The sequence below is a fragment of the Vibrio sinaloensis genome (assembly GCF_000808535.1).
Taxonomy (GTDB): domain Bacteria; phylum Pseudomonadota; class Gammaproteobacteria; order Enterobacterales; family Vibrionaceae; genus Vibrio; species Vibrio sinaloensis_D.
The window spans coordinates 1-2,599 of record NZ_JWLV01000037.1; the positions used below are offsets into that span (position 1 = coordinate 1).

Below are 2,599 nucleotides of genomic sequence, written 5' to 3' on the forward strand. Positions count from 1 at the left end.
GCCTCCGGGCACCACAATTTGACTTGTTGGTGTCTTAACAAAACGTTATAACACGGACAAACGCACAAAGAATACAGTGTGCCGACTTAGCTCAGTAGGTAGAGCAACTGACTTGTAATCAGTAGGTCACCAGTTCGATTCCGGTAGTCGGCACCATTCTTTTGCCTCGATAGCTCAGTCGGTAGAGCAGAGGATTGAAAATCCTCGTGTCGGTGGTTCGATTCCGCCTCGAGGCACCATTATTTGGTGCGCTTGCTAAGTAATAGCAAGACACAAACAGAATAGTTCCTCCTTAGCTCAGTTGGTAGAGCGACGGACTGTTAATCCGCAGGTCGCTGGTTCGAGCCCAGCAGGAGGAGCCACTTTAAGAAGCCAAGTCGAAAGACTTGGCTTTTTTCATTTCTGATGTCCTCAGTTCCTTGGTCTCTTAAAAAACCTTACCTCTATCGCCTTCGAGCGTGATGGCACTTACCTTGACTTAAACAATTGGATTGCTATGCATTAGCTTTCTTAAAAAGAACTTATTTTACACTTAAAATTTAATCTCAATCATAGTTTGAACCCTGTCCGCTATTAGCTTCTTATCTTCTACACTAATATGAAGGTTGTGTTACAGGTCGACGTGTAACTGTAATAAATATAAAAATGACTTATTTGTGAGCTGATTTTATGAAACTAAAGACACAAGCTTATTTATTATCAGGAATTATCTTGATCGCTTTACTCGCTTTAACTGCAACGGGTTTATGGACGTTACGTGTCGCCAGTAATCTGGATAACAAAGCGCGTGTAACGGAACTGTTCAAAAGTGCGTACAGCATCCTTACTGAAGTGGAGAAAATGGCAGTCGAAGGCACCTTGGAAGAAGATGAAGCCAAAGCGCTTGCCACTAGACTGCTGCGCAACAACATCTACAAAGACAACGAGTACGTGTATGTTGCCGATGATAAAATGACTTTCGTTGCGACGCCGTTAGATCCGCAACTTCATGGCACAAGTTTCCATGACTTCAAGGATGGCAACGGCAACAGTGTTGGCCAATTGATCCTTGATGTTTTAGGGCGCAGCTCTGGCAAGATCGTTGAATATACTTGGACACAAAAATTGGCTGATGGCTCGATTGAAGAAAAACTCTCGATTGCCGAGCGAACACCTCATTGGGGCTGGGTTGTTGGAACGGGTATTGGTTTCAACGAAGTAAACGCTCGCTTCTGGTCAACGGCGCAATGGCAGCTCATGCTATGTCTTTTGATCGCGGGTTCAATCTTAGCCGCACTGATCGTTTCCATTCGCCGAATGCTCGCTCTGCTTGGTGGTGAGCCCCAAGATGTCCGTAAAGCGGTTCAAGATGTGGCTAATGGACACATTCAGACGTCATTCAACGAAAAAGCACCATCAGGCAGTATCTACGAAGCGGTGCAGCAAATGAGTCAATCGCTGGCGCAGTTGGTCGAAAATCTAGACGGCTCAATGCACGCTCTTCGTGGTGAGCTGGCGAATGTGGAAGAACGAGCAGCAAGCATCGCTCAGCTTACGGACTCTCAGCAGCAGTCAACGGAGATGATCGCCACAGCAATGACGGAGATGGCATCATCCGCTAACAATGTTGCAGACTCTGCAAGCGACACAGCGAAAAACACCGATGAAGCAGATAAACAGTCTCAGCATACGCAGCAATTGATTCACAACACTGTCGACAATATTCAAGGGTTAGCAGGTCAGTTGGGCGCTGCAAGTCGTGCCGTCGCCGACCTAGATAACGACGTCAATAATATAGTTAAAGTTCTCGACGTGATCGGTGATATTGCTGAGCAAACCAACCTTCTTGCTTTGAATGCAGCCATCGAAGCCGCTCGAGCTGGCGAACAAGGCCGAGGTTTCGCCGTTGTTGCAGATGAAGTACGTAACCTCGCAGGACGCACTCAAGATAGCACCAAAGAGATTCAACAGATGATCACCAACTTGCAGGAAGGCTCACGTAATGCCATCCAAACAATGGAAGTGTGTGCAGAAACCAGTGAGAGTACAGTCGAAGAGTCTCAAAATGCCTCAGAAGCACTTCAACAAATCGTGGTTGCATTAGAATCAATTTCTCAAATGAGCCACCAAATTGCGACAGCAGCAGCAGAGCAAACCCAAGTGAGTGACGATATTTCTCAACGAATTAACATGATCGAAGAGAGCGGCACACAATTAAGTGGTGTGGTAACAGAGAGTCACAACAGCACTCAAAGCTTAGCGAAACTGGCCAATGAGCTTGAAAACTGGCTCAGCAAATTTACTGTTAAGCACTAGTTATCGACCCAATCCTACAAAAGCACGCTCAAATGCGTGCTTTTTTACTTTCTAAATCCCCCAAACGCAGATAAGACATAGCCTAAGCGCTCTCGCCTTCTATACATTTCTTATCCAAAATGGACAAAAACAGCCCATTAAGTATAGAAAAACAACAAACGATATTTTTTTTGCATTTTAATGTTGACCTGAAACACGAAAAGCCTTTTAATACACCTCGTCGCCCGGATAGCTCAGTCGGTAGAGCAGAGGATTGAAAATCCTCGTGTCGGTGGTTCGATTCCGCCTCCGGGCACCACAATTT

The 2,599-nt window shown here is 45.7% G+C and carries 1 protein-coding gene and 4 tRNA genes; all 5 read left to right on the forward strand.

What is annotated here, in order from left to right; all coding sequences use genetic code 11:
* Positions 1-80 precede the first annotated feature (80 nt).
* The 5 genes from RJ47_RS16405 (at position 81) to RJ47_RS16430 (ending at position 2,593) form a co-directional block, all read left to right on the forward strand.
* Positions 81-156 (forward strand) — tRNA-Thr (locus RJ47_RS16405).
* Between the two features lie 7 nt (positions 157-163).
* Positions 164-239 (forward strand) — tRNA-Phe (locus RJ47_RS16410).
* Between the two features lie 47 nt (positions 240-286).
* A tRNA-Asn gene (locus RJ47_RS16415) sits at positions 287-362 on the forward strand.
* A 307-nt stretch (positions 363-669) separates the two neighbouring features.
* Entirely contained in the window at positions 670-2,295 is a 1,626-nt protein-coding gene (locus RJ47_RS16425) for a methyl-accepting chemotaxis protein (RefSeq protein WP_038137865.1), read from the forward strand.
* A 222-nt stretch (positions 2,296-2,517) separates the two neighbouring features.
* Positions 2,518-2,593 (forward strand) — tRNA-Phe (locus RJ47_RS16430).
* Positions 2,594-2,599: the final 6 nt, after the last annotated feature.

What these genes read in the sequence shown, in the direction of transcription:
- RJ47_RS16425 (WP_038137865.1), top strand. Translation starts at nt 670, where the DNA reads ATGAAACTAAAGACACAAGCTTATTTATTATCAGGAATTATCTTGATC.